The organism is Streptomyces sp. NPDC008150 (assembly GCF_042956945.1).
Classification (GTDB): Bacteria; Actinomycetota; Actinomycetes; order Streptomycetales; family Streptomycetaceae; genus Streptomyces.
Genome location: NZ_JBIBHJ010000005.1, coordinates 1 through 24,652, shown reverse-complemented (window position 1 = coordinate 24,652; position 24,652 = coordinate 1). Strand labels below are relative to the sequence as shown.

The 24,652-nt window shown below is 72.6% G+C and carries 19 protein-coding genes; 5 read left to right on the top strand and 14 right to left on the bottom strand.

The features are described 5' to 3' along the window. Positions 1-112: 112 nt before the first annotated feature. Positions 113-1,297, bottom strand: a complete 1,185-nt coding sequence (locus ACFZA0_RS14165) for a SpoIIE family protein phosphatase (protein WP_391015452.1) — start codon at positions 1,295-1,297, stop codon at positions 113-115. A gap of 171 nt (positions 1,298-1,468) precedes the next feature. Here ACFZA0_RS14165 and ACFZA0_RS14160 point away from each other — a divergent pair, with 171 nt between their 5' ends. Continuing rightward, complete coding sequence (locus tag ACFZA0_RS14160) at positions 1,469-1,942, top strand: MarR family transcriptional regulator (RefSeq protein WP_391015449.1); 474 nt, start codon at positions 1,469-1,471, stop codon at positions 1,940-1,942. A gap of 250 nt (positions 1,943-2,192) precedes the next feature. Here ACFZA0_RS14160 and ACFZA0_RS14155 read toward each other — a convergent pair whose 3' ends face one another. From ACFZA0_RS14155 to ACFZA0_RS14135, 5 genes are all read right to left on the bottom strand, one after another. Continuing rightward, on the bottom strand, positions 2,193-2,594 hold the full coding sequence (locus ACFZA0_RS14155; protein ID WP_391015446.1) for an anti-sigma factor antagonist: 402 nt from the start codon (positions 2,592-2,594) through the stop codon (positions 2,193-2,195). Between the two features lie 317 nt (positions 2,595-2,911). After that, a complete protein-coding gene (locus ACFZA0_RS14150) occupies positions 2,912-5,359 on the bottom strand; it encodes a SpoIIE family protein phosphatase (RefSeq protein ID WP_391015443.1) in 2,448 nt (815 codons plus the stop codon). Positions 5,360-5,463: 104 nt separating this feature from the next. Beyond that, positions 5,464-9,762, bottom strand: coding sequence for a HAMP domain-containing protein (locus ACFZA0_RS14145; RefSeq protein WP_391015441.1), 4,299 nt, complete (start codon positions 9,760-9,762; stop codon positions 5,464-5,466). A gap of 346 nt (positions 9,763-10,108) precedes the next feature. After that, a complete protein-coding gene (locus tag ACFZA0_RS14140; RefSeq protein ID WP_391015439.1) occupies positions 10,109-10,990 on the bottom strand; it encodes a SigB/SigF/SigG family RNA polymerase sigma factor in 882 nt (293 codons plus the stop codon). A 179-nt stretch (positions 10,991-11,169) separates the two neighbouring features. After that, complete coding sequence (locus ACFZA0_RS14135) at positions 11,170-11,745, bottom strand: ferritin-like domain-containing protein (RefSeq protein ID WP_391015436.1); 576 nt, start codon at positions 11,743-11,745, stop codon at positions 11,170-11,172. A 411-nt stretch (positions 11,746-12,156) separates the two neighbouring features. On the opposite strand from ACFZA0_RS14135, the gene ACFZA0_RS14130 reads away from it, so the two are divergent. The 3 genes from ACFZA0_RS14130 (at position 12,157) to ACFZA0_RS14120 (ending at position 13,632) form a co-directional block, all read left to right on the top strand. Beyond that, complete coding sequence (locus tag ACFZA0_RS14130; RefSeq protein WP_391015433.1) at positions 12,157-12,528, top strand: PRC-barrel domain containing protein; 372 nt, start codon at positions 12,157-12,159, stop codon at positions 12,526-12,528. 151 nt (positions 12,529-12,679) lie between these two features. Beyond that, the gene (locus ACFZA0_RS14125) at positions 12,680-13,051 is read left to right on the top strand and encodes an anti-sigma factor antagonist (RefSeq protein ID WP_391015430.1); all 372 of its coding nucleotides are present in this window, start codon (positions 12,680-12,682) and stop codon (positions 13,049-13,051) included. Positions 13,052-13,182: 131 nt separating this feature from the next. Beyond that, positions 13,183-13,632 (top strand): ATP-binding protein, encoded by a 450-nt coding sequence (locus ACFZA0_RS14120; RefSeq protein ID WP_391015427.1) that lies wholly within the window; start codon positions 13,183-13,185, stop codon positions 13,630-13,632. A gap of 53 nt (positions 13,633-13,685) precedes the next feature. Here ACFZA0_RS14120 and ACFZA0_RS14115 read toward each other — a convergent pair whose 3' ends face one another. After that, positions 13,686-14,120 (bottom strand): ATP-binding protein, encoded by a 435-nt coding sequence (locus ACFZA0_RS14115; protein WP_391015425.1) that lies wholly within the window; start codon positions 14,118-14,120, stop codon positions 13,686-13,688. Between the two features lie 301 nt (positions 14,121-14,421). On the opposite strand from ACFZA0_RS14115, the gene ACFZA0_RS14110 reads away from it, so the two are divergent. Beyond that, positions 14,422-14,592, top strand: coding sequence for a hypothetical protein (locus ACFZA0_RS14110; RefSeq protein WP_391015423.1), 171 nt, complete (start codon positions 14,422-14,424; stop codon positions 14,590-14,592). A gap of 127 nt (positions 14,593-14,719) precedes the next feature. Here ACFZA0_RS14110 and ACFZA0_RS14105 read toward each other — a convergent pair whose 3' ends face one another. The 7 genes from ACFZA0_RS14105 to ACFZA0_RS14075 all read right to left on the bottom strand — a co-directional run. Then, positions 14,720-15,151: a hypothetical protein gene (locus ACFZA0_RS14105; protein ID WP_391015420.1), complete on the bottom strand. Its 432-nt coding sequence runs from the start codon at positions 15,149-15,151 to the stop codon at positions 14,720-14,722. Positions 15,152-15,269: 118 nt separating this feature from the next. Next, positions 15,270-17,180: an AMP-binding protein gene (locus ACFZA0_RS14100; protein ID WP_391015418.1), complete on the bottom strand. Its 1,911-nt coding sequence runs from the start codon at positions 17,178-17,180 to the stop codon at positions 15,270-15,272. A 157-nt stretch (positions 17,181-17,337) separates the two neighbouring features. Next, positions 17,338-18,426, bottom strand: coding sequence for a glutamate--cysteine ligase (locus tag ACFZA0_RS14095; RefSeq protein ID WP_391015416.1), 1,089 nt, complete (start codon positions 18,424-18,426; stop codon positions 17,338-17,340). Between the two features lie 142 nt (positions 18,427-18,568). Next, on the bottom strand, positions 18,569-20,791 hold the full coding sequence (gene glgB / locus ACFZA0_RS14090) for a 1,4-alpha-glucan branching enzyme (RefSeq protein WP_391015413.1): 2,223 nt from the start codon (positions 20,789-20,791) through the stop codon (positions 18,569-18,571). 6 nt (positions 20,792-20,797) lie between these two features. After that, entirely contained in the window at positions 20,798-22,159 is a 1,362-nt protein-coding gene (locus ACFZA0_RS14085; RefSeq protein WP_391015410.1) for a maltokinase, read from the bottom strand. Between the two features lie 28 nt (positions 22,160-22,187). Further along, on the bottom strand, positions 22,188-23,906 hold the full coding sequence (gene treS / locus ACFZA0_RS14080; protein WP_391015407.1) for a maltose alpha-D-glucosyltransferase: 1,719 nt from the start codon (positions 23,904-23,906) through the stop codon (positions 22,188-22,190). Further along, positions 23,903-24,652, bottom strand: a 750-nt coding sequence (locus ACFZA0_RS14075; protein ID WP_391015405.1) for an alpha-glucosidase C-terminal domain-containing protein, incomplete at its 5' end; no start/stop codon positions are given. The genes treS and ACFZA0_RS14075, both read right to left, overlap by 4 nt.

Here is a 24,652-nt window from a genome sequence, read left to right as displayed (position 1 = left end):
AACTGTAACCACGGGCCGTTCCCGTCCGGCACGGCGCATCGGGCAACGCGTCGCGACGGCCCGCCGGACCCGGTGGCAGCGCCGGAGGGGCGGCCGGCCGCCCGGTCCCGCCTCACGAGGCTCCGGACCCGGCGCCGGCGGGGCCGAACCAGTCCAGGCAGGCCACCAGCGCGTCGTCGTCCGGCTCGGGCCTGCCCCGGTGCGCGGTGAGTTCGCGCAGCACCGCGGGGGGCACCTCGGCGGCCGGCAGCAGCCCCGCCGACGACACCGCCCGGGTCAGCGCCCGGTCCCCGTACACCTCGCCGCCGGGCGCGCTGACCGCGTGCACCCCGTCGCTGACGAACACCAGGCGGTCGCCGGGCCGCAGCGTGAGTTCCTGCGCGACGTAGTCGGTCTCCTCGAACATGCCCAGCGGCAGCTGCGCCTCCAGCGGGACGGGGGCGACGACCCGGTCGCGCGCCCGCAGCATCCGCGGCGACCCGGCGTCCACGACCCGCATCCGGCCGGTGGACAGCTCCAGGTCGATCAGCAGGACGGACAGGTACGCGTCCCCCCGGTACTGGGCGAACACCGCCTGGTCCGCGAGGGCCGCCTGGTCGGCGAGCGGGATGCCCGCCCGCCGGGCGTTGCGCAGCGCGCTGATGCCGAGGTTGGTCAGCAGCGACGCCTCGATGCCCTCGCCCATGCCGTTGGTGATGTAGAGCATCAGCCGGTCCTCGGAGACGGACCAGTCGAAGTTGTCGCCGTGGACGGCGTACGCCGGCTCCAACTGGGCGCCGAGCGCGTACTCGGGCCGGGCGCAGGAACGGGCGGGCAGCAGCTGCCACTGCATCTCCGCGGCGAGCGTCAGCCGGTCCTTGCGGCGCGCCTGCAGGTAGACGTCGGTGTCCCGCTCGGCGACGACCATCTCGTGGCCCAGGACGCAGGCGATCTCCGAGAGCTCGTCCAGGTGCCCCTTCACCGCGTCGCCGGCCGGCAGCGTGACCGACAGCACGCCCAGCCGGTCGCCCCGCACGGTCACGGGCAGGTGGGCGCACACCCGGAAGTCGCCCCGCTCCTCGACGAACGGCTGCTGCGAACCGAACGCGCGCCCGGCCGGGCTCGTGTGCACGGACCGCACGCCGGACGCGTCCGGCGTGGGGCCGACCGGCTGGAGCACGGTCATTCCGTAGTCGGCCAGGGAGAGTTCGACACTCTCGGCCGCGTACTGGTCGCGGAGCACCTCGCGGAGGGCGTCGACCAGCCGGTGCGGAGCAGCCGAGCGCAGGGCGCGTCCGGCGGCCACGAATCTGTTCACGATGTCGGGTGAGCCATTCCTTGTGAAGCGGATGCGGAGTCCGGTGCGGGTGCCGGTTCGGTGACGATGTGGGGAGAAGGAGGACTGTACGTCCCGTTGTGCACCGTTTTACGACAAGGTCCGGAGCCCCGGCGAGCTGACAGCCCGCGCGAAGCCTGCGACAGTGTCCCGGTGACGTCCTTCTCTTCGCGCTCCCAGCCGCCCGAGGTCGCGCGGGTGACCTCCGAGGCCGCCGAGCTGCTGGAGGTGCTGTGGGGCCGCGCGTCGACCGCGCCGGTCTCCGCGTCGCAACTGCGCGTGCTGTTCATCCTGGAGCACAACGAGGGCATCAACCTGCGGACGCTCGCCGACGCGCTCGGTTCGACGCCGCCCTCGACCAGCCGCCTGTGCGACCGCCTCCAGGCAGTGGGCTTCGTGCAGCGCGAGGCGTGCGTCACCAGCCGCCGGGAGCTGCGGCTGTACCTGAGCCGCCGGGGCAGCGCGTTCCTCGCGGACCTGCGCTCCCGCCGCGAGGCCGCCCTGCAGTCCGTGCTGGAGCAGATGCCGTCCGCGCAGCGGGCCGCCCTGCTCGGCGGTCTGGAGGCGTTCTGCGCGGCGGCCGCGGCACGGATCGGCGAGACCGACACGGACGTGCGCACGGCCTGACCGGCGACGGCACCGCACGGCACGGCGTCGCCGGGTGCCTGAACGTCGCCGTGGCGACGGGCCCCGGGCCACAGGCGCATCCTCGGTCCCTCCCGCGCGATCGTCCGGCCCAACTTTCTTGCCTCCGGCTTACAGTTGTCAAACGGCAACAATCAGACATGCGTGCGGCCGCGCCCCGGGTTCCGGCCCGGGGCGCCGGCAGCCGACCGCCCTGGTGCGAACGGGCCCGGAAGGCGCCCGCGCGCACCGCTCAGCCGGCGGTGTCCCCGGGTTCGTCCGCGGGGAGCGGCCCGGCTTCCACCAGGGCCAGCGCCTCGTCGGTGTCCTTCGACACCGGCACCGTCAGGCTGACACCCGTGAGGTCCAGGATGCGGCGCACGGCGGGCGTGGGCGCGATGATGTGCACGCTGCCCGGCAGGTCCCGCACCTGCTGGTACACGCGCAGGATGATGTTCATGCCGGACGAGTCCATGAACGGCACGCCGGAGAGGTCCAGCAGGAAGTGCCGGCGGCCGTGATGGAGCTGGTTGGCCAGGTGGTGCTGGAGTTCCGTAGCGGTGTCGACGTCCAGATAGCCCTCGACGGTCAGCAGGGCGATGTCCTCGCGGGGCAGGGTGACCTCGACGGACAGCGGATCATGGGCGATGGGCACGAGATTCCTCCAACATGGGCTGACGGCCGGGGCTGGTTACCCCCGGGCACGACGTCGGCGCGCGCAGCGCACGGCGGCAAGGTGCCGTGACCTGGCCCTTTCCGGCGTCGCGGAGCGGCGCGGGACGCGGGGCCCGGCTGCGGCGGAGCGCGCCGCGGACGTCCTGTCGCATGTCGTGCCCCTCCTCACCTGGCTCTTCGTCTTGCACCGCGCACCGCACGTACCCCCGATCGGCGGCACCATGCACCCCGTTCGTGCACGGAATCCGCACACCCGGGGAGTGCGCGGGCGCGCCCGGCGGCGGACACCGGCCGGGGTCAGACGACCCGGATGCCCACGATGCAGGTGTCGTCGTCGGTGTCCGACCTGCTGTACGTGAGCAGCCGGTCGAGCTGCTTGTCGAGCGCCCGCGGCGCCGTCCGCGCCGTGGTCAGCAGATGCGTCAGCGACTCCTCCAACGGCCGGTCCCGCCGCTCGATCAGACCGTCGGTGTACATCAACAGCGTGTCGTCCACGGCCAGTTGCACCTCGTCCTCCTCGTACACCGCCTCGGGCACCGCGCCCAGCAGCATCCCGCGGACCAGCGGCAGCGCCGTCGCGTCGGAGCCCCGTACGAGGACCGGCGGCAGATGGCCCGCCCGCGCCCAGCGCAGGGTCCGGGTGGCCGGGTCGTACAGCCCGCAGACCGCCGTCGCGGTGACGGCGCCCGTCAGGTGGTGCGCCACGATGTTCAGCCACGACAGGAGCTGCCCGGGACCGGCGCCGGTGACGGCGAGCCCGCGCAGCGCGTTGCGCAGCACGACCATGCTGGTCGCCGCCTCCATGCCGTGCCCGGCCACGTCGCCCACGCACAGCAGCACCCGGCGCGAGGGCAGCACCACCGCGTCGTACCAGTCCCCGCCCACCAACTGCTCGGTCTCCGCGGGCCGGTAGCGGACCGCGACCTGGAGCGAGGGCATCCGCAGCGGCGCCTGCTCCGGCGGCATGATCGCGTGCTGGAGCTGGAGGGTGAGCCGGTTGCGCTCGTCGGCCCGCTGCTCGGTGTGCGCCAACTGGTCCCGGGTGGCCGCGAGGGCCACCTCCGTCCAGTGCTGCGCGGAGATGTCCTGGTAGGCGCCGCGCACCGCGAACAGCCGGCCGTCGGGGTCGAGCACCGGCTCCGCCACCACCCGCATGTGCCGGGTCACCCCGTCCGGGCGCTGGAGCCGGAACGCCGCCGACGCGGGCCGGCACCCGTGCAGCAGCGTGCGCAGGAACCGGCCGATCGCGACCGCGTCGTCCGGGTGCGCGTGGGCCGCCAGTTCCTCCAGCGGGACCGGCGCGCTCGACGGCGGGCGGCCGTACAGCGCGAACATCTGGCCGTTCCAGGTGATCTCCCGGGTCAGCAGGTTCTCCTCGAAGCCGCCGACCCGGCCGAGCCGCTGCGCGTGCTGGAGCAGCGAGGCCAGCCGCGCGGTCTCGTCCTCGATCCGCCAGATCAGCAGCACCCCGGCGCCGTGCCGGCTGACGCTGATGTCGGCGACCGCCGAGAGCGGCACCTGGTCGACCAGCGCGGTGAGCTGAACGCGGTGCGCCCGGAACGGTTCTCCCGTGGCGTACACCCGCTCGACCTGCCGGAACAGGTCGCCGTCGCCCGCCGCCAGGGGGTACGCCTCCAGGAGCAGCGCGCCGTTGACGACCGCGCGGGGGCGGCCGGCCGGGTCGAGGAAGCGGCTGTTGACGTGCTGGATGCGGAAGTCCACGAGCTGCCCCGACGCGTCGAGGTGCGGCACCAGCACCAGTGCCGGGTCGTGCAGCCCGTCGGCGAGGTCCATCAGCTCGGCGGTGTCCGGCAGCAGCGGCCGCGGCCCCCGGCCCGCCTCCGGCTCGGGCGGCGACGTCTCCAGGGTGTGCGCGCACAGCTCGGCCAGTGCCTCGATCTGCCGGACCACCCGCGGCGGCTGGGGCGCCAGCGGCACCGCCCAGGCGATCTCCAGCACGCCGTGCACCCGCCCCCCGGTACCGGCGGGCAGCGCCACCCGGCCGCCCTCCGGGAACAGGCCGCGGCCCACCGTCGGCAGCCCCGTCCGGGCCGGCGAGGTGATCCACTGCCCGGCGCGGCCGGTCAGGGTGCGGCGCGCCACCGTCGCGACGTCCGGCGGTACGTAGCGCCAGCGCGCCGCCTCGGCGGGGGAGAACCCGGCGCTGCCCGCGAGGGTCAGCGAGCCGTCGGGGCCGGCCGCCCAGATCGCCACCGCGACCGCGCCGAGCGGGTGCAGCGCGTGCTGGAGCAGCGAGTCGGCGACCGCCTGCGTGTCGCCGGCCGCCAGCGCACCGCTCTCGGCGGTCCGCAGCCGCACCGCGGCCGACCCGCCCTCGGGGACCCCGGGGTCCGCGGGCCCGCCCGGGTCGGCGGTGGCCGCGAGGAACGCCTCGGTCACCTCGGACATCCGGTCCCGGGCCGACCTGTTGATCACCTCGACCGCGAACTCCAGAGGCGTCACCCCGGCCTGCTCCGCCAGCCCGGTGAGCTGCCGGGCCGCCTGCGCGGGGCCGCAGCCGAGCCGTTCGACGAGGATGCCCTTGGCCAGCTCGACCAGGGCCCGCCCCTCGGCCTCCCGTTGCGCGGCGCGCACCTCGCGCCGCAGCCGTTCCACGGTGGCCGCCAGCCGCCCCACCGGATCCGGCGGCGGAACGTCCGCCGCCCCGCCGCCGGCGACGGTCCCGGAGGGCCCGGCGACGGCTCTCCCGCCGCGCGGCTCGACTGATTCCTCGGACATGCTCACGGTGCGGACGCTCCTCGGCGGGACGGCCCCGGGGACGTGGGACGGACGGCGGGCCTCGGCGCCCGCCCCGCCCCGCGGGACCGGCACCGTCTACTGCACTTGCTTCACTCGGGCAGCCAGCGGCGGACGCAGGCGATGAGGTCGCGCGTGTCGACCGGCTTGGTGACGTAGTCACTGGCGCCCGAGGCGAGGCTCTTCTCCCGGTCGCCCGGCATCGCCTTCGCCGTCACCGCGATGATCGGCAGCCCGGCGTACCGGGGGATCGAGCGGATCTCCGCGGTGGCCGTGTAGCCGTCCATCTCCGGCATCATCACGTCCATCAGCACGAGCGCCACCTCGGGGTTGTCGACCAGCGTCTCGATGCCCTTGCGGCCGTTGTCGGCGTGCAGCACGCGGAAGCCCTGGAGCTCCAGGATCCCGCTGAGCGCGAACAGGTTGCGCGCGTCGTCGTCGACGACGAGGACGGTACGGCCGGCCGTCGCGTCGTCCACCGGCCGCGGCGCGCTCAGCCGGGGCTCCTCGGCACGCACCAGCGGCAGCACGTCCCCGGGCTCCTCCGCCGAGAGGTGCAGCGCGATGCGCTCGCGCAGTTCGTCCAGGCTGGACAGGAACTCCAGCGCCCGGCCCGGCGCGCGGGACGCCAGTGTCTCCTCCTGCGCGAGGTCCGCGCGGTGCCCGCTGTGCACGAGCACCGGGACGCCCGCGAGGGCCGAGTCGCCCTGGAGCGCCCCCAGGAAGCGGGACGCCTCGCCGTCCGGCATGCCCAGTTCCAGCACGACGCAGTGGCACGGCTCGGCGGCCAGCGCGCCCGCCGCCTCCTGCGCGCCGACCGCGGTGATGACGTCCACCGCCATGCCGGGGCCGCCGTCCTCGCGGCTGCGGGCGGCGTCGGCGACGACGCTCTCGGCGACGAGCGTCAGCAGCCCTCGCGGCCGTTCCTCCACCACGAGCAGCCGCCGGGGCCGCCGTCCCGAGCCGCCCGGCGCCGGCACCGTCTCGTGCCCGGCCGCCGGGGGAAGGGCGGCGAGCGGCACGCGCTCGACGGAACGGGTGCCGCTCAGCGCCTCCTCGAAGTCGGGCCGCGCCACCGGCAGGTACAGGGTGAACGTGGACCCGCGGCCGGGCGTGCTGTCGACCGTGACGGCGCCCCCGAGCAGGTGCGCGATCTCCCGGGTGATGGACAGCCCCAGGCCCGTGCCGCCGTACTTGCGGCTGGTCGTGCCGTCGGCCTGCTGGAACGCGCCGAAGATGGTCTCCAGGTGCTGCTCGGGGATGCCGATGCCGGTGTCGCGGACCCGGAACGCCACGACGGTCCCGCCGCGCGGCACGCTGCTTGGCACCTCCCCGTCCGCCACCGGTTCGATGCTCAGCTCGACGCGGCCCTCCTCGGTGAACTTGACCGCGTTGGACAGCAGGTTGCGCAGCACCTGGCGCAGCCGCGAGTCGTCGGTCAGCAGGTCGGCGGGGGCGCCCGGGGCCTCGCGGACCGCGAAGTCCAGGTTCTTCTGCGTCGTCATGGGCCGGAACGTGGCCTCGACGTACTCGACGAGCTGCCGCATCGGCACCCGCTCGGGCGAGACGTCCATCTTGCCCGCCTCGACCTTCGACAGGTCGAGGATGTCGTTGATGAGCTGGAGCAGGTCCGAGCCGGCCGAGTGGATGATGCCGGCGTACTCGACCTGCTTCGGCGTGAGGTTGCGCGAGGGGTTCTGCGCGAGCAACTGGGCGAGGATCAGCAGGCTGTTGAGCGGGGTGCGCAGCTCGTGGCTCATGTTCGCCAGGAACTCCGACTTGTACTTCGAGGCGAGCGACAACTGCTGGGCGCGCGCCTCCAGTTCCTGACGGGCCTGCTCGATCTGGAGGTTCTTCGCCTCGATGTCGCGGTTCTGGGTGGCGAGCAGGGTCGCCTTGTCCTCCAACTCCGCGTTGGAGCGCTGGAGTTCTTCTTGCTGTGCCTGCAACTCAGCGGAGCGGGACTGGAGTTCACCGGTCAGCCGCTGCGACTCGCCGAGCAGCTCGTCGGTGCGCGCGTTCGCCACGATGGTGTTGACGTTGACGCCGATGGTCTCCATCAGCTGTTCCAGGAAGTCCCGGTGGATCTGCGTGAAAAGGGTCACCGAGGCCAGCTCGATGACGCCGAGCACCTGCCCCTCCACCACGATCGGCAGCAGCACCAGGGCGGTCGGCACCACCCGGCCGAGCCCCGAGGAGATCGTCACGTAGCCGGCGGGCAGTTCGTCCACCGTGATGGTGCGGCGGCTGCGCGCGGCCTGGCCCACCAGCGAGCGGCCGAACGGGATGCGGACGGGACGCGTGTCGTCGTCGGGATAGCCGTACGAGCCCACCAGCCGCAGTTCCGGCCCGCGTTCGCCGTCCTCGGCGAGGTAGAACGCGCCGTACTGCGCGGACACCAGCGGCACCAGCTCGTCCATGATCAGCTCGGCGACCACCGGCAGGTCGCGATGGCCCTGCATCAGGCCGGAGATCCGGGCGAGGTTCGTCTTGAGCCAGTCCTGCTCCTGGTTGGCCCGCGTCGTCTCGCGCAGCGACTCCACCATGGAGTTGATGTTGTCCTTCAGCTCGGCGACCTCGCCGGAGGCGACCACGGTGATCGACCGCGTCAGGTCGCCCTCCGCCACGGCGCTGGTCACCTCGGCGATGGCGCGCACCTGCCGGGTCAGGTTCCCGGCCAGCTCGTTGACGTTCTCCGTCAGCCGCTTCCAGGTGCCGGAGACGCCCTCCACCTCGGCCTGTCCGCCGAGCCGTCCCTCGGTGCCGACCTCGCGGGCGACGCGGGTGACCTCGTCGGCGAACGCGGAGAGCTGGTCGACCATCGTGTTGATGGTCGTCTTCAGTTCGAGGATCTCGCCCCGGGCGTCCACGTCGATCTTCTTCGACAGGTCGCCCTTGGCCACCGCGGTCGTCACCAGGGCGATGTTGCGGACCTGCCCGGTGAGGTTGTTCGCCATCGAGTTGACGTTGTCCGTCAGGTCCTTCCAGGTGCCCGCCACGTTCGGCACGTGCGCCTGTCCGCCGAGCCGTCCCTCGGTGCCGACCTCGCGGGCGACGCGGGTGACCTCGTCGGCGAACGCGGACAGGGTGTCGACCATCGTGTTGATGACGTCGGCGAGCGCGGCGACCTCGCCCTTCGCCTCGACGGTGATCCGCTGCGAGAGGTCGCCGCGCGCCACCGCGGTCGCGACCTGCGCGATGGAACGGACCTGGCCCGTCAGGTTCGACGCCATCACGTTGACGTTGTCGGTCAGGTCCTTCCACGTGCCCGAGACGCCCCGGACGGTGGCCTGCCCGCCCAGGTTGCCCGCCGTGCCGACCTCGCGGGCGACGCGGGTGACCTCGTCGGCGAAGGCGGAGAGCTGGTCGACCATCGTGTTGATGGTGTTCTTGAGTTCGAGGATCTCGCCGCGGGCGTCGACGGTGATCTTCTGCGAGAGGTCGCCCTCGGCGACCGCGGTCGCCACCTGGGCGACGTTGCGGACCTGGGCGGTGAGGTTGCCGGCCATGAAGTTGACCGAGTCCGTCAGGTCCCGCCAGGTGCCCCGCACCCCCTTGACGTCGGCCTGTCCGCCGAGCCGTCCCTCGGTGCCGACCTCGCGGGCGACGCGGGTGACCTCGTCGGCGAACGCGGAGAGCTGGTCGACCATCGTGTTGATGGTGTTCTTGAGTTCGAGGATCTCGCCGCGGGCGTCGACGGTGATCTTCTGCGAGAGGTCGCCCTTGGCCACCGCGGTCGTCACCTGGGCGACGTTGCGGACCTGGGCGGTGAGGTTGCCGGCCATGAAGTTGACCGAGTCCGTCAGGTCCCGCCACACACCGGCGACACCGGGCACCTGGGCCTGTCCGCCGAGCCGTCCCTCGGTGCCGACCTCGCGGGCGACGCGGGTGACCTCGTCGGCGAACGCGGACAGCTGGTCGACCATCGTGTTGACGGTCTCCTTGAGCTGGAGGATCTCGCCCCGCGCCGGCACGTCGATCTTCTGCGAGAGATCGCCCTTGGCCACCGCGGTCGCCACCTGCGCGATGTCACGCACCTGCGTGGTCAGGTTGCCCGCCATGGCGTTGACCGAGTCCGTCAGGTCGGCCCACGTCCCGGAGACACCGGGCACCTCCGCCTGCCCGCCGAGCGTCCCCTCGGTGCCCACCTCCCGTGCCACACGCGTGACTTCGGAGGTGAACACGGACAACTGGTCGACCATGCCGTTGAACACGGTGGCGATGTCGCCCATCAGGCCGCCCGCGTCGTCGGGCAGCCGGGTGCCGAAGTCGCCGTCCCGCACCGCCGTCAGACCCGCCAGCAGCCGCCGCAGCTCCTGGTCGCCCGGGACCGTGCTCAGCTCCTGCTCGCCCGGCGCCGCCTCGGAGGTCTCGGACGTGTTGCCGCTCATGCGCACCCTTGTTCCGCTTCCCGGGAGCCCCCGGAACGACGAGGACTCGGAACCGCGCCCGAGCGCGGGACGCTCCGGCGTGCCAGCGTGCGTTTCCGCAGTTCACGGAATTGCGCGATGGGAAAATACGCCGAAGGCTAACCCACCGGAAGCACGCTGGACAAAGCATCCCGCGAAGTTGCACACGGGGGAACGGCGCGGGGTGCGCGAGCGGTACGGGGGCGTCGGACCGGGGTACCGAGGACGGTTTCGGAAGGGCGTGCGAGAGCACCGCGAAGCGGCCGGTCCGGGCGGATCGCTCCGCCCGGACCGGCCGCCGGGTGCAGGGGGTCGCGGCCCGCGGGGGTCAGGCGACCTCGGGGTCCAGCAGACCCTCGCGCAGCCGCTTCACCAGCCGGCTGATCAGACGCGAGACGTGCATCTGCGAGATGCCCAGCTCCTCGCCGATCTGCGCCTGCGTGCGCTCCTCGACGAAACGCATGTGGATGATCCGGCGCTCGCGGTCGTCCAGCCCGGCGATCAGCGGGGCCAGCGAGTGCAGGTCCTCGACGAGTTCGAGCGAGGCGTCCTCCTGGCCGATGAAGTCGGCCAGCACGGACTCCCCGTCGCTGCCGCTGTCGGGGGTCAGCGCGGCGTCGAGGGAAGAGGAGTTGTAGCAGTTGGCCGCCTTGCGGGCCTCGATGACCTCTTCCTCGGGCAGCGACATCAGCTGGGACAGCTCGCGCGTGGTCGGCGTGCGGCCCAGACGCGTCCGCAGCTCCTCCGTCGCGCGCGCCAGCTCGACCCGCGCCTCCTGGAGCCGGCGCGGCACGTGCACGGCCCAGCTGGTGTCGCGGAAGAAGCGCTTGATCTCGCCCACGATGTAGGGGATGGCGAACGACGTGAACTCCACCTCGCGGGTGAGCTCGAAACGGTCGATCGCCTTGATGAGCCCGATCGTCCCGACCTGGACGATGTCCTCCATGGAGTCGCCGCGGCTGCGGAACCGCGAGGCCGCGTAGCGCACCAGCGACAGGTTCATCTCGATCAGCGTGTTGCGCACGTACTGGTGGTCGTGCGTGCCCTCCTCAAGGGTCGCCAGCCGGTCGAAGAAGCGGCGCGACAGCTCGCGCGCGTCCTTCGGCTGGACCTTCGAGGGGTCGGCTATGAACGGGAGCCGCTCGGCTGCCTCCTCGGTGACCGACCGCCGCGCCGTGCTCGTCGCCCCGCCTGCCGTCACGGCATTCATCCCGCCCACTCCGTTCGTCGCACTGCATGCTGGCAGAGCCCGTCTGCCCCGGGATCCTCACCTCATGCACACGAAATCCGGATGATTTTTCGAATCCCTCGGGGGACGCCGTCCAGCGGCGCCCCCCGTTCACGAACGGCTTCCGTCTCCCGGGCGGCCGCGGCCCGGGAGGCGGGGTCTCACTTGCGCTTGGAGCTCTTCCCGGCGGAGCGGGCGGCCTGGTCCTCGTGCTCGGCACCGGCCGTCGACAGGACGCCGCCCGAGCTCTCCAGGTGCGCGCGCACGAACCACTGGAACTGCTCCAGCGACCGCAGCTGCTCGATGAGGAGGTCCTCGGTGACCGGGTCGATCTTGCCGACCTCCTCCAGCGCGGCGCGGTGGTCCTCGACGATGCCCGTGTACACGAGGTCGAGGGCGCCGAGGTGGGCGATCGCGTCGGCGCGGCCCACGGAGTAGTCGTCCCACGTGCGCTCCTTGACGAGCGCACCCGGGGTGCCGGCGGGCACGCCGCCGAGGGCGGACATGCGCTCGGCGAGATCGTCGGCCATTTCACGGACCCGGTCGACCTGCGGGTCGAGCATTTCGTGCACGGCGATGAAATGCGGTCCGACGACATTCCAGTGAATGTGCTTGAGCGTCAGCGAAAGGTCGTTCAACGCGTGGAGCCGGACGCGCAGCAGTTCGATCACGCGACCGCCGTCCTGAAGACCGAGGCCGGGAACCGTGTACTTCGGGGTGGACTGCGACGACGTCATGTGTGTTCCTTCCCATCCTGTGTTGCCGGAGACCCGGACGGCACCCGTGGCGTGGGCGCGAAGGTCCGGACGAGCGTGGGGCCACCGCACGGGGGCGGGACCGCGGAAGCGTTCTCGACGGCCTCCACGGCAACGCGTGCCCCGATGCCGGGGCACTACACACCCGCGGCGGGGGTCGGCATTCGGGGAGCACGGAATTCCCGCCGGCCGCCCAGGTGTTCGACGGCGGCTTTTTCCCGGGCACCGGAACGCGTTCGGGCTGGCATCCCGGCCGTCCCCGACCGAGCGGAAATCACCCCGAATGCGAGGGCAAAGGCAGGGTAATTGCAGCTGTGGAGCACGGGGGCGCCGTCCGAGGCCGCCGTCCGTGCCGGAAAGCCAATGTGATCCGCCCGGGAGAAGGGGAGCAGCGTGGCCATCGACAGGATCTGGTCCTACACGCCGGACAGCGGATACTCCGCGGAAGCCGACACGACGGGGTTCGCGGTCGTCGCCACCGACGGCACGATCGGCCGCGTCGAACGCGAGGCCGACCACTTCGGCATGCGCCACCTCGTCGTGGACACCGGCGTCTGGAAGTTCGGCCGCAGCGTGCTGGTGCCGGTGGGCGTCGTCACGGGCATCGACCCGGCGGCGCAGCAGGTCTCGCTCTCCTGCACGGAGAGCGAGGTCAAGGAGGCGCCGCGGTTCCGCACCGACAGCGAGACCATGGACGCCGAGTACCTGGCGACCGTCGGCGACTACTACCACCGGCTGCCGCCGCGCGAGGCGACACCGGCCTGACGGCCGGGCCGGTCCGGCCTCCCGGACCCCTGACCCGCATCCGTGGTGCACGGCCGCGGCGAAGCCTCCTTATGCTGGAGCGACCCGCGGGGCGTGCGTCGTGCGTCGCGTCCGGGTGCGAGAAGAAGTGCGAACAAGGAAGAGTGTGCCGATGTCCGACGAGCGGCAGGCCGTCGTCACGTACCACGCCGAACGCGAGGCGTTCGTCGTGCGGGTAGGGGGCGACATCGACAGTGAGAGCGCACCGCAACTGGCACAGGCCCTCGACGCCGCGGAACGAGCGGTCTCCGTACGGACCGTGGTCGACCTGTCCGGCACCGAATTCGCCGACTCGTCCGTCCTGCACGTACTCCTCGCGGCTCGCCAGGAGCACGAGGAGCGGGGGGCGCTGATGGTGGTGGCGGGGCCGTTCAACGAGAGCATTGAAAGGCTGTTTGACGTGACAGGAACCGCCGGGTTCTTCGTCCTTGCCGACAGTGTCGCGGCAGCGATGGAGGTGCCTCAGGCAGTGACCGAGCGGTGAGGTGGCACGAGCGACCGGGAGCGGAACCCGGTACGGAACGCGCGGACGTCAGGGACCCGGCCCGGCTGGGGCACCTGGGCGGATCCGGTCCGCTGCCACCGGCCGGCGGACTGCCCCCGGGAGTGATGCCCATGGCGGACACGAACGGCTCGCGGGGCGTACCCGGAGTGACCAGCGCGGCGGCGGCGCGTGCCCACGCGCAGGAGGTGGTGCGCGGACAGTGGTGTCCGCCGGCGCGGCGGCCCCGCGACGAGGACCTCATCGACCTCCAGCTCGTCGTGTCCGAACTGGTCACCAACGCCATCCGGCACGGTGACGGGCTGGCCGGCTTCGAGGCGGTCCCGACCGCTGAGGGGCTGCACCTGACCGTCCACGACCGCAGCGACGTGGTGCCCGAGGTGGCGTACGGCTCCGGTGCCCTGCCCGTCGGCCACCAGGGCAACGGGTACGGGTGGCCGCTGATCATCCGGCTGGCCCGGGACATCACGATCCGGCTGCGCCCCGAGGGCGGCAAGAGCATCAGCGTGCTGGTGCCGATCCGCACGGTGTCCGACACGGAGGACCCGGGCCACCAGGCCTGAGAACACGGCCACCGGGTGACGCGCGGCGTTCACCCGGGGCCGCGCGCGGCGTCTCACCAGGGCAGGAAGACGTGGATGTCCTTGCCGTGGTCGTCCGCCACCACGCTGACCTGGTCGCACAGGGTGTGCACCAGGTGCCAGCCGATGCCTCCGCCGCCCCGGCTGGGGTGGAAGGGCCGGGGCTCGGGAAGCTCGGTGCTGGTGTCGTGCAGCGTCACGTGGACGCCGTCGAAGGTACGGCGCAGGCACAGCTCGAAGGGCCCCGGGGCGTACTGGACGGCGTTCGCCGCCAGCTCCGTGACGACCAGCAGGATGTCGTCCCAGTATTCGGGCGCGGACGGCGGTGAGGCCCGCGCGAGATCGCGGAGGAATCCCTCCGCGGCGAGGCGTGCGCCGGTCACGTTGTGCAGTTCACCCTCGAAGCGGGTCGTGCGGTCCGGGATCTCGTCGGAAGCCAGCGTCTCGTCCCAATGAGGCTCGGTAGCCATGTCGTCTTCCTCGCCCGGCCTCAGCAGGGCCGTTGTCCGTTCTGCCGTGATTCTTCCGTCTGTACGCGCGACGGTCGCCGTCGCGTACTTTCTCTGTGTTCCCAGGGGTGCGCAGCCTACGCGCCCCTGCCGCGCGGACCCTGTGCGCCGATTCCCCCGCCACGGTGACCGCCGGCCACAACTTCCTTACCACCGCCGGGATCCGGCAGGTCTGCCGCCGTGGTTCGGGGGCACATGGGTCTCACCGGCGAGGACCCTCGCCGGCCAAGCCCCCCTCGGGGAACCGACGAGAGGAGAAGCCGTGCTCGGTATTGCGGCTGCTGTCCTGTTTCTCATTTCCTTCCTGATCAACGCGGGGGACATCGACACGAACGACGTCTTCACGTCGACGAACGTGATGCTCATAGGCCTGATGCTGCTGGCGCTGCACGTCGCGGGCGTGGGCAGCGGCTGGGGCGGTCGCAGACGCTGACCCCGCCGCACGACACGAAGGGGCCGGTCACGACGTAGGTCGTGACCGGCCCCTTCGTGTCGTGCGGCCCCAACGAGGCGCGGGGAAGGGCCGGTTGGCGAACACGGCCCCGACGGGGGAAGGCTTCCTAAGCGGCGGTGCTCCGCGCGCACGCCCTGGAGTCGTGCTCCCCGCCGCGGGACTCCCAGCCGCGCAGGCAGCACGCCTCGTCGAGTTCCCGCCAGCCGCGCTCCACCTCGGCCTGGAGGCCGGACGCGTGGACGCAGTCGGGCGCGTGCACCGCGCCGCGCGAGGCCTTCCAGAAGGCGCAGCAGGGACGCGGCACGGCCAGCGGGCCGGGACTGCTTCCCAGGGCGGTCAGGCGGGCACGCAGGTGGTCGGCCACCGTCCGCCGGTGCGCGAGACCCGCGTGCGCGGAGGCGGCCGCGAGGACGACGGCACCGACGCCGAGCGACGCCGCGGGCGCCCACCAGCCGGCGGCGGCGCAGCCCGCCCCGCCGGTCGCGGCGAGGACGGCGGCCGCGGCGCGGAGGGCCTGGCGGCGGCGGTGGTGTGTCATCGGTGCGGGCTCCCGTCCACTTCCGGCAGAGGTTCTTTTCTCCGGATGCGACGAACCGACGGAAGTAAACCTGCGGGAATCCGGAGCGGTGCCACGCGTTCCCGCCGTCGTGCCCCCGTCAGCGGAAGACGCTGTCCGACTCGTCCCAGCCGGCCGGTTCGCGCGGCTCGGGGCGGCGGGCGGGGCGCTTGCGGGCCTGGTACATCGCGTCTATCTCGAACGCGTAGTGCGTCAGGACCGCGTCCCGGCGCACCGACAGGGACGGCGTCAGCAGGCCGCCGGTCCGCTCGAAGGTCTGGGGGAGCACCCGGAACACCCGGATCGCCGCGTCGCGCGGCACCGCGCTGTTGGCGACGGCGACCGCCCGCCCGACCTCCTCGCGCAGCGCGTTCTCCACGCGGGCCTCCCGTCCCGGCGCGTCGCCCGGTGCCGCGACGGTCGTGGACCAGTGCTCCAGGAAGTCCGGGTCCAGCGTGATCAGGGCGCCCACGCAGGAACGGCCCTCGCCGACGACCACGGCCTGCCGCACCAGCGGGTGCATCCGCAGCCGCTGCTCCAGAACGCCCGGTGCCACGCCGGTGCCGCCGCCGGTGAACAGGAGGTCGCGCTTGCGACCGGTGACGGTGAGGTGCCCCGCGGAGTCCAGCCGCCCCACGTCGCCGGTGGCGAGCCACGCGTCGGGCGCGCCGGGGCGGACCGCCGCCCCGCGCTCGTGGTCGACGTACCCCTGGAACAGGGACGGGCCGCGCACCAGGATCTCCCCGTCGTCGGCCACCCGGATCTCGGAGCCCGGGAGCGGTACTCCCGCGGTGCCCGCCCGCTCCTTGCCCGGCGGCTGCGCCGTCACCGCGCCGCCAGTCTCCGTGAGGCCGTAGACGCCGTGTACCGGAATGCCGATTCCCGCCCAGAACAGGGCGAGTTCACGGTCCAGCGGACCACCGGCCGAGGACGCGCCGCACAGCCGGCCGCCGAGCGCGGCGCGCAGCGAGCGGTACACCGTCCTTTCGTGCAGGGCGTGTTGCACCCGCAGGTCGAGTCCGGGGCCGGTCCCCCTGCCGAGCCGGCGGCGCTCCTCGGCGGCGGCGAAGTCGCGCGCGGTGGCCGCCGCCCGCTCGAACAGGGCGCCGCGGCCCGCCTGTTGGGCCGAGCGCAGGAACGAGCTGTGGATCCGCTCGAAGACCGAGGGGGCCGCGTGGAAGTACGTCGGGCGGAAGGAGCGCAGGACGGTCTCGGGCGGCGTCGCGCCGTCCGGGCCGGGCTCCTGCGCGAGGAGCAGGCCGCCGCGCAGGCACAGGGTGCGCACCAGCAGTCCGTGCACGTGGGAGGGCGGCAGGAACGACAGCACCGCGGCCCGCTCGCCCGCCGGCGCCGCCGGGTGCCCCGAGCCGGCCAGCAGCGCGTCGCAGGGGCTCGCCAGCGCGCGGTGGCTCAGCGCGCAGGCGCGCGGCGGGCCGGTGGTGCCTGCCGTGTGGGCGACGACCGCGGTCGAGTCCGGCAGGACGATGCGGCGCAGCGAGTCCACCGTCGTGTCCGGTATCGCCTCGCCCCGCGCGGCCAGTTGGCCGAGCGCGCCCGCGTCGAGCTGCCAGACGTGCCGCAGCAGCGGCATCGTCGCGTACAGCGGCCCGACGGTCATCACGCCCTGTTCGTCCTCGACGGCCACCGCGACGCACCGGGTGTCCCGCAGGACGCGTTCGACCTGGTCGGGCGGGGACGCCGGGTGGACGGGGACCAGCTCGGCGCCCACCGTCCACAGCGCGAGGCAGAGCACCGTCGCCGTGTGCGGGGCGTGGGAGACGATCGCGACGCGGCGCCCCGGCGAGATGCCCGAGGCGACGAGGCCCTTTGCGACGGCCGTCACCTCCGCGCGCAGTTCCCCCGCCGTCACCTCCCGCCAGGTGCCCGTGCCGTCGTCGGAGCGCACGGCGAGCACCGGCCGGCCGGGGTCCTGGTCCGCCGCGGCGTGGACACCGTCGGCGAGTCCGCCGGCCGGCACGGGGACGGCCGGCGGAGCGGGGACGTCGCGCATGCGCGGCTCCTGACGTGGAGGGGATGAACTCCGCCGGTTTCCAACGTGCTTGGGGCCTGCGCGTGCGGTGCCGACAGTGGTCGAATGTAGCCCAGCGGGACCCCTGTGAGGAACGGGAACAGGGAAGTGGCGCCCGCGCGCGCCCCCTCCCGGCGGGTCACGCCTTGGTGTGGATCACGCACTCCGCCACGACGTCCCGCAGACTGCCCGTGCTCTCCAGGAGTTCGCGCTGCACCCGGGCCCCGTTGCCGTGCTTCACGAGCCGCGCGACGGTGTCCCGGGCCAGGTCGGTGTCCCCGCTGTCGGCGAGCGCGTCGCCGACGTGGTCGAGCAGGGCCGCGACCACGTCCCGCGCGGGCCTCGGCCGCAGGGTCCCCGGGTCGAGCAGGGGGCCGTCGAGGCCGGAACGGGCCGCCTGCCACCCGGCGAGCCGCAGCAGGCTGACGCTGTGGCCCGGGACCCCGGCACCCGAGCGCCACTGCCGGGCCGCCGTCTCCACCAGGCCGCGCACCAGGGCGGCGAGGAGCAGCGCGGTGTCCGCGTGCAGGCACACGTCCCCCACCCTGACCTCCACGGTCGGGTAGGTGTCCGAGAGCCGGGCGTCGAAGTACGCCATGTGCTCGTCGCGTATGGCGCCGGTCGCCACCATGTCGGCGACCCGGCGGTGGTAGCCCTCCGCCGACCCGAACGGTTCCGTCGGCCCGGCCGACGGCCACCGTGTCCAGACCTGCGTGCGGTAGCTCGCGTAGCCCGAGTCCCGGCCCTGCCAGAAGGGGGAGTTGGTGCTGATCGCCGTCAGCACGGGCAGCCACGGCCGGATCCGGTCGAGGACGGCGACACCCTCCTCATCCGAGTCCACCGCCACGTGCACGTGGCAGCCGCAGACGAGCTGCTCCTGCACCGGCAGGCCGTAGCGCTCCTCCATCCACGCGTAGCGCTCGCTCGTGGTGAGGGTGGGGCTCACCGGCAGCGGCGACGAGGCGAGCGCGACGACCGCGCAGCCGAGGTCCTCCGAGTGCCGGGCGGCCTCCTCGCGGCAGCGCAGGATCTCCGCGCCGAGGGCGCCCATGTCCGCCTGCGGCCGCGTGGCGAACTCCAGTTGCTGTCCGTACAGCTCCTTCTCGAAGACGCCGGGCGCCGCGTCGTCGCGCGCGGCGCGAGCGAGCACGGCTGCGGAGAACGCCTTCGGCTCCCCGGTCTCCGGGTCCACCAGGAGGAGTTCCTCCTCCACTCCGACGGTGCGCACGAGGTGTCGCCCTTCTGCCGTTCGGCAGCGCGGGCGTGCGCCTGCCGTACGGCACGACTGCCCCGGGACGGAACCGGGACACCTGTGCGCGGGAGGGGCCGGGGCCGCGGCGTTCCGCGTCCCCGGCCCCTCCTGTCCGCCGTCAGCCCGCGGCGGGCGTGAGCCAGACCGTCGCGAGCGGCGGCAGCGTGATCGTCACGCAGCCGTCCTCCGCTTCGATCGGCCCGGGGTTGAGCACGTCGCTGCCGCCGTAGACGAGGGAGTCGGTGTTCAGCGTCTCCGTCCACGCGGACCCGGTGTCCGGGACGCCGAGCCGGTAGCCGTGGCGCACGACGGGCGAGAAGTTGCACACCGCGAGCAGCGGCGAGCCGTCGGAGTCCAGGCGCAGGAACGCGAAGACGTTGTCCTCCGCGGCGTCACCGACCACCCAGCGGAACCCGGCCGGATCGGTGTCCAGGCGCCACAGCGCCGGGGTGTCGCGGTAGACGGTGTTCAGGTCGCGCACCAAATCCCGCACCCCGCGGTGGTCGGCCTGCGCGCCGTACGCCGGGTCGAGCAGCCACCAGTCGGGTCCGCGGTCCACCGACCACTCGTCGCCCTGCGCGAACTCCTGTCCCATGAACAGGAGTTGCTTGCCAGGGTGGGCCCACATGAAGGCGAGGTAGGCACGGTGGTTCGCGCGCCGCTGCCACCAGTCGCCGGGCATCTTGGAGACCAGGGCCTGCTTGCCGTGCACGACCTCGTCGTGCGAGATCGGCAGCACGTAGTTCTCGCTGTACGCGTACACCATCGAGAACGTCATCTCGTTGTGGTGGTAGCGGCGGTGCACCGGCTCCTTGCCGATGTACTCCAGCGAGTCGTGCATCCAGCCCATGTTCCACTTGAACCCGAACCCGAGACCGCCCGAGTCCGTCGGGCGGGTCACGCCGTCCCACGCGGTGGACTCCTCGGCGATCGTCACGACGCCGGGCACCCTGCGGTAGACGGTCGCGTTCATCTCCTGGAGGAACCGCATCGCGTCCAGGTCCTCGCGGCCCCCGAACACGTTGGGGCTCCACCCGCCCGAGTCGCGCGAGTAGTCGAGGTAGAGCATGGAGGCCACGGCGTCGACGCGCAGGCCGTCGATGTGGAACTCCTCGCACCAGTAAACGGCGTTGGCGACAAGGAAGTTGCGCACCTCGGTGCGGCCGAGGTCGAACTCGTAGGTCCCCCAGTCGGGGTGCTCGGCCCGCCGGTCGTCCCCGGGCTCGTAGAGCGGGTCGCCGTCGAAGCGGGCCAACGCCCAGTCGTCCTTGGGGAAGTGGGCCGGCACCCAGTCCATGATGACGCCGATCCCGGCCCGGTGCAGCGCGTCCACCAGGTACTTGAAGTCGTCCGGGGTGCCCAGCCGGGACGTCGGGGCGTAGAACCCGGTGACCTGGTAGCCCCACGAGCCGCCGAAGGGGTGCTCGGTGACCGGCATCAGCTCGACGTGCGTGAAGCCGAGGTCGCGTACGTACGCGGGGAGTTCGTCCGCGAGCTGACGGTACGTCAACCCCGGTCGCCACGAGGCGAGATGGACCTCGTACACCGAGAACGGCGCCTCGTGCAGGGAGACCTTGCCGCGCTGCTTGAGCCACTTGGCGTCGCGCCACTTGTAGTGGCTCGCGGTGACGATGGAGGCGGTGGCGGGCGGTACCTCGGTCCGCCGGGCCATCGGGTCCGACTTGAGGAACCGTCCGCCGTGCCGCGAGGTGATCTCGTACTTGTAACGGGCGCCTTCTCCGACGCCCGGCAGGAACAGCTCCCACACCCCGGACGAGCCGAGCGACCGCATCGGGAACGCGGTGCCGTCCCAGCAGCTGAAGTCCCCGGTGACGCGCACGCCCCGGGCGTTCGGCGCCCACACCGCGAACCGGGTGCCGGTCACTCCCTGGTGGGTCGTCGGCTCCGCGCCGAGTGCCTTCCACAACTGCTCGTGGCGGCCCTCGCGGATCAGGTGCAGGTCGAGATCGCCGAGCGCCGGCAGGAACCGGTACGGGTCGTGGGTCTCGGCCGGGTCGCCGTCGTACGCCACCAGCAGCGTGTACTCCGGAACCGCGGTCAGCGGCAGCACGGCCGAGAACAACCCGTCGCCCTCGGAGGCGAGTTCGTGGCTCTCGCCGTCGATCCGCACCGCGACGGAGCGGGCGAACGGGCGCAGCGCCCGGAAGACGACACCGCCCGGGACGGGGTGCGCGCCGAGCAGGCCGTGCGGGTCGTGGTGGGCGCCGGCCAGCAGCCTGCCGCGGTCGCCCGGATCCAGTGCGGCGGCGGGGGCCGGCGCTCCGGCAGGGGCGGCCGGCGGGCCGGCGGACTCGGGCGGTGACGTCTCCTGGAGGGCCACTTGCGGTCAGTCTCCTCTCACGGCGAGGCGTTCGATCGCCGCCATCGGTACAGGGAGCCAGTCGGGGCGGTGCCGGGCCTCGTACAGCACCTCGTACACGGCCCGGTCCGTCTCGTAGGCACGGAGTAGTGCGTGTTTCGTGCGGGGGTCCCAGCCGGCCCGCGCGGCGTAGCCCGCGCAGAACGCCTCCCGGCAGCGGCCGGCCCACTGCGGCCGCCAGGGCCGCCGCTGGCGGGCGGCGTAGTCGAAGGACCGCAGCATGCCCGCGACGTCCCGGACGGGGGACTGGACGCTGCACCGTTCGGCGAGCGGGCGCGACGGCTCGCCCTCGAAGTCGATGACGAACCAGTCGCTGCCCGTCCGCAGCACCTGCCCCAGGTGCAGGTCGCCGTGGACGCGCTGCGCGGGCGGACCCGCCTCGCAGCCCGCGAGGGCCCCGAAGGCGCCGCGCAGCCCGGCGGTGTACGGCTGGAGCGCGGGCACGCAACGGGCCGCGGCCTCCAGCCGTTCGGTCATCGCGGCCGCCGTGCGGCCGTTCTCGGCGCGGGTGCCGGAGGGGAAGGCCGAGGCCAGCGCGAGGTGCACCTCGGCGAGGGCCCGGCCCAGTTCGTGCGCCTCGGCGGCGAAGTCGTCGCCGGAGGCCAGGGCGCGCAGCGCCAGCGTCCAGCCGTCGGACGCGCCGGGCAGGAACGGCTGGAGCACGCCCAGGGTGGCGGGCTGCGGACGGGTCGTCCGGAACCAGGCCACCGGCTCGGGCACCCGGCGGCAGCCCTGCGCGGCGAGCGCCCGGGGCACCTCCAGGTCCGGGTTGACACCCGGCTGGACGCGCCGGAACACCTTGAGGATGTACGCGTCGCCGTACACCAGCGAGGTGTTGGACTGCTCGGCGTCCAGCAGCCGCGGGGTCAGCCCGGACGGCACCCGGGCCGCCGGGTCCGCCTCGAAGCACAGCGGGCCCGCGGTGCCCGGGTGCCGCAGCCGCTCCAGCAGCAGCCGCGCCGAGCGCGGGTCCTGGAGCGCGTCGTACACGGTGAGCCCGGCCAGCGGCCCCCCGACGGCCCGTCCGACGACGGCCTGTTCGAGACCGGGCGGCAGGTGTTCCCTTACGCCCAGCAGGAGTTGGTAGCAGTCGCCGGAGAATCCGGTGCCACCGGGCGCCGGCACCGCCGTGTGCCCGGTGTGCACCAGCAGGTGCAGGCAGCCCGGGTACAGCTCGGTCATCGACAGCAGCCCGAGTTCGCTCACGGGCCGGTCCTTGCCGGCGAACCACCGCTGGCTGGGCAGCCATTGACGCAGCAGATCGCCGAGCGAGGCCATCGTGTCGGCCGCGCCGGGGGCGGTCCGGTGGACGAATGCGGTCTTCGGCATGGTCACGCGTCCTTTCCTCGGGAGACGGTCAACGCCGTCGTCCGATGCGGGAGGCGACTCGGGAGAGCCGGAACCAGTAGAAGCCGTGGCCCGCGAGGGTGAGCAGATAGGGCAGCTCGCCGATGGCGGGGAACCGGACGTCACCGATCAGTTCGATGGGGTGGCGCCCGTCGTAGGCCCGCAGGTCCAGCTCGGTGGGCTGGGCGAAGCGGGAGAAGTTGTTCACGCAGAGCACGAGGTCGTCCTCGTACTCGCGCAGGAACGCCAGCACGGCCGGGTTCGACGAGGGCAGTTCGGTGTAGGTGCCGAGGCCGAAGGCGGGGTTCTGCTTGCGGATCTCGATCATGCGGCGGGTCCAGTGCAGCAGCGAGGAGGGCGACGACATCGACGCCTCGACGTTGGTGACCTGGTAGCCGTGGACGGGGTCCATGATCGTGGGCAGGAAGAGCCGGCCGGGGTCGCAGGAGGAGAATCCGGCGTTGCGGTCGGGGGTCCACTGCATCGGGGTGCGGACCCCGTCGCGGTCGCCGAGCCAGATGTTGTCGCCCATGCCGATCTCGTCGCCGTAGTAGAGGATCGGCGAGCCGGGCAGGGCGAGCAGCAGCGCGGTGAACAGTTCGATCTGGTTCTGGTCGTTGTCGAGGAGGGGCGCGAGGCGGCGGCGGATGCCGATGTTGGCGCGCATCCGCGGATCCTTGGCGTACTCCGCGTACATGTAGTCGCGTTCCTCGTCGGTGACCATTTCGAGGGTCAGCTCGTCGTGGTTGCGCAGGAAGATGCCCCACTGGCAGCCCGAGGGGATGGCCGGGGTCTTCGCGAGGACTTCCGAGACGGGGTAGCGGGACTCACGGCGCACGGCCATGAAGATGCGGGGCATGACGGGGAAGTGGAACGCCATGTGGCATTCGTCGCCGCCCTGTTGGTAGTCGCCGAAGTAGTCGACGACGTCCTCCGGCCACTGGTTCGCCTCGGCCAGCAGCACGGTGTCCGGGTACATCGCGTCGATCTCGCGCCGCACCCGCTTCAGGAACGCGTGCGTGGCCGCCAGGTTCTCGCAGTTGGTCCCCTCCTGCTGGTACAGGTACGGGACCGCGTCGAGCCGGAAGCCGTCGATGCCCAGGTCCAGCCAGAACTTCAGGGCCGCCAGGATCTCCTCCTGGACCGCCGGGTTCTCGTAGTTGAGGTCCGGCTGGTGGGAGAAGAAGCGGTGCCAGTAGTACTGACCGCGCACCGGGTCGTGGGTCCAGTTGGACGCCTCGGTGTCGACGAAGATGATCCGCGCGTCGGGGAACTGCTTGTCGTCGTCGGCCCAGACGTAGTAGTCGCCGTAGGGGCCGTCGGGGTCCTTGCGGGACTCCTGGAACCACGGGTGCTGGTCGCTGGTGTGGTTCATGACGAAGTCGATGATGACGCGCATGCCGCGCTGGTGGGCGGCGTCGACGAACTCGACGAAGTCGGCGAGGTCGCCGAACTCGGGGAGGACGGCGGTGTAGTCCGAGACGTCGTAACCGCCGTCTCGCAGCGGGGACTTGAAGAACGGCGGCAGCCACAGGCAGTCCACACCGAGCCACTGGAGGTAGTCCAGCCTGCTGGTGAGACCGCGCAGGTCGCCGACGCCGTCGCCGTTGCTGTCCTGGAAGGAGCGGACCAGCACCTCGTAGAACACGGCGCGCTTGAACCACTCGGGGTCACGGTCCCTGACGGGGGTGTCCTCGAAGGTGTCCGGCACCGGCCCGTTGACGGTCACGAAACCCCTCCGCTCAGGGCCTGGCCGGCGGCGGGCCGCACGTGCAGGACGTGGGCGGGCGCCCGACGGGGGTCGAGGCGCACGTAGTTGTCGCTGCCCCAGCGGTAGGTCTCGCCGGTGATCTCGTCCCGCGCGACCACCGAGTCGTGTTGGCACAGCCCGAGTTGGGCCATGTCGAGCGAGACGGTGGCCTCCTGCGCGTGGTGCGGGTCCAGGTTGGCGACCACCAGGACCGTGTCCTCGCCGCTGCGCTTGCTGTAGGCGATCACCGCGTCGTTGTCGGTGTGGTGGAAGCGCAGGTTGCGCAGCTGCCGCAGCGCCGGGTGCGCGCGCCGGACCGTGTTGAGGCGGGTGACGAGGGGGGCGATGGTGCGGCCCTCGCGGGCGGCGGCGTCCCAGTCGCGGGTCTTGATCTGGTACTTCTCGGAGTCGAGGTATTCCTCGGAGCCGGGGCGCAGGGGGGTGTTCTCGCAGAGTTCGTAGCCGCTGTAGATGCCCCAGGTGGGGGAGAGGGTCGCGGCGAGGACGGCGCGGACCTCGAAGGCGGGGCGTCCGCCGTGCTGGAGGTACTCGTGGAGGATGTCGGGGGTGTTGGCGAAGAAGTTCGGGCGCATGGAGGCGGCGGCCTCGCCCGACAACTCGGTGAGGTACTCGGTGAGTTCCTGCTTGGTGTTGCGCCAGGTGAAGTAGGTGTAGGACTGCTGGAAGCCGATCTGGCCCAGGGTGCGCATCATCGCGGGGCGGGT